The 2,337-nt window shown below is 41.1% G+C and carries 4 protein-coding genes; all 4 read left to right on the forward strand.

The annotated features are described in order from the left end of the window. A partial coding sequence (locus H6S82_RS29555) for a hypothetical protein (RefSeq protein WP_199317993.1) occupies positions 1-216 on the forward strand: 216 nt, incomplete at its 5' end. Continuing rightward, a complete protein-coding gene (locus tag H6S82_RS29560; protein WP_190468912.1) occupies positions 146-1,360 on the forward strand; it encodes a DUF790 family protein in 1,215 nt (404 codons plus the stop codon). The genes H6S82_RS29555 and H6S82_RS29560, both read left to right, overlap by 71 nt. Positions 1,361-1,490: 130 nt before the next feature. Beyond that, the gene (locus tag H6S82_RS29565) at positions 1,491-1,832 is read left to right on the forward strand and encodes a hypothetical protein (protein WP_190468915.1); all 342 of its coding nucleotides are present in this window, start codon (positions 1,491-1,493) and stop codon (positions 1,830-1,832) included. Further along, entirely contained in the window at positions 1,829-2,083 is a 255-nt protein-coding gene (locus H6S82_RS29570; RefSeq protein WP_242057158.1) for a hypothetical protein, read from the forward strand. The genes H6S82_RS29565 and H6S82_RS29570 overlap by 4 nt, the downstream gene beginning before the upstream one ends. The last annotated feature ends 254 nt before the right edge of the window (positions 2,084-2,337 follow it).

Genomic DNA, 2,337 nt, shown 5'->3' on the forward strand with positions numbered 1-2,337 from the left:
GAAATTGTGCCTTCTAAACCGATTTATGAGGTTAGTCAGCAAGGTGGTTATTTAGCGGCTGAGTCATCCGAAGTTAATTATTCAACCACGAATAAGCAATCTTCCAATTCAATCCAAAATCCCAAATCTAAAATCCAAAATCGAAATGTTACCAAGCGAGTTGCTGAGTCACCGGCAAAATGGGGAGACGATAATTCCGAAACACCTGAAGATTGACGATCGCAATTTGGAATTAGCGATCGATCTGATTACTTGCTTTGAGGAAGCTGTCGGTAAAACTCAAGGAGAATTGGATAATCAATTGCAGGAATTTGAGGGCGATCGACCGGATTATCGCATCATTCGCGGATTGGCGCATCTGCTCAAAAGCAGCTTTTCTACTTTTGAGGTTGTCAGTCCTTTGTCACCCCAAGAATTGCGCGATCGAGTGTTTGCTTTATCGGCTCAATCAATTCCTAGTTTACACGCGACTAGCCAAACTCTTTCAACTTTAGCAGATAAACTCAGTCAAGAATTAAATCGCGAAGTTCTGCCGGAGCAAATTCGCACTGGTTTGTATGCGGATTTGCAAGAAAATCGTATTTTAACACAGTTTGATGCTCCTGCTGCTGAAAGTTTATTGCATCGTTACAATTTATCGCAAGTGCAGGGAATTTTTTATCGCGCCAGTCAAATGACTCTGAACGCTCATCGCAATGTTCCGGGTGAATATAAGCTGTTGTTTCGCTATCTCAAACTATTTCAATTGATGGCATATATTGAAGGCGATGCCGATCACGGTTTTACGATTACGATTGATGGCCCGACTAGCTTGTTTAAGCCTAGCACAAGATATGGGTTAGCGATCGCCAAACTTATCCCTGCTTTGTTGCACGTCACCAAATGGAGTCTCAGCGCCACCCTGCAAACTCGCGATCTTTTCACTGGCAAAGAAAAAATTGGCAGATTCACTTTAAATTCCGATTGCGGTTTAGTAACTCATTACCCACCCGGTAAACCTTACGATAGTATGCTGGAAGCATCATTTGCGGACAGATGGGATTCCTTAAAAACCGATTGGGTTTTAGAGAGAGAAGTTGACCTGATTCCCATTCCCGGTAGTGTGATTATTCCCGATTTTCGCCTCGTGCATCCTGATGGTAGAAGTTATTTATTAGAAATAGTTGGTTACTGGCGTCCCGAGTACTTGCAAAAGAAATTTGCCCAAGCGCGAAAGGCTGATTGCGATAATTTGATATTGGCAATTTCGGAAAGATTGAATTTGGAAAAAGCTGGTGTGAAGGTGAGCGATACTACTGCAAAGATTATCTGGTTTAAAGATAAGCTTTTACCCAAGGCGGTGTTAGAAGTGATAGAATAATTAAACTATGATTAAAGTTTAGATATCCAGGCTTTTACAGATATTAGTATTAGTGGAGATGATGTTTTGGGATAATTTTGCGTAGTTTTGCTGTAACCTATTAAATGTAGATTTTGAAAGAGCGGGTGCAATGGCAGAATTACCAGAAGAAACGACAAATACGGTTTTCAACTTGCAAGGACGGTTGCTAAAAATTATTCATCAAGCAAAAGCTACAGAATTTGCGATCGCACAACAGTATGGCGAAACAGAAGCAACATCGATCGACCTAGAACAACTACAGAATATCAGAGAAAGAGCAGATACATACTACTCGCGGTTTTACAGACTTTTGGGACAAATTGCAGAAATCCAACCAACCGCTACTCCTGCTATGCTGGATTTACTAGACCGTTCGATCGCAGAAGCTCAGGCTACGTTAGATGCCTTAACAGCAAGTACACAAGAGATAAAAAGGGATTGGAATATATGATGACCGATAAACCACAACCGCCTAGCATTGAGAAAGTTAAGGAAAGATCGGCTAGAGTGCAGGAAATCTGCAAACGAGCTGATGCTAATATCTTGATTCTGGATGAAATAATTGCCCAATTAGAAGAAGAGAATCGACGCTCGCCTCTATATCAGTCCCGTTTGAGGAGAGCAAAGCGTTTGCTGAATTTTCCGGAAGAAAAACCAGAAAATGTTGAGAGCGATCGAGATTCAGCAACGACAACTTCTTGACAGTGAGCGCCACCTATAACCCTTGTAGAGACATTTCATAAAACATCTCTACAAGGTTTTTTGGAGATGTCTATTGTTAAAGCGATCGCACAACTATGAACCTCTACAATTTTATGTGCGATCGCGTAGCGATGCGTAGTATTATCGCACTCCCTAAACCCTCAACTTTCCGCCTCTTTCTTTCTAGTTTTTTCTTCAATTATTCGGTTAAATAATTCAAATTGTTCTTGTTCTTCTTCTTTGGTTTTTGGTGG

This window comes from Planktothrix sp. FACHB-1355 (genome assembly GCF_014748295.1).
Taxonomy (GTDB): domain Bacteria; phylum Cyanobacteriota; class Cyanobacteriia; order Cyanobacteriales; family Aerosakkonemataceae; genus Aerosakkonema; species Aerosakkonema funiforme_A.

Coding starts and splice junctions, on each gene's coding strand:
- H6S82_RS29560 (WP_190468912.1), top strand. CDS start 146: ATGTTACCAAGCGAGTTGCTGAGTCACCGGCAAAATGGGGAGACGATA.
- H6S82_RS29565 (WP_190468915.1), top strand. CDS start 1,491: ATGGCAGAATTACCAGAAGAAACGACAAATACGGTTTTCAACTTGCAA.
- H6S82_RS29570 (WP_242057158.1), top strand. CDS start 1,829: ATGATGACCGATAAACCACAACCGCCTAGCATTGAGAAAGTTAAGGAA.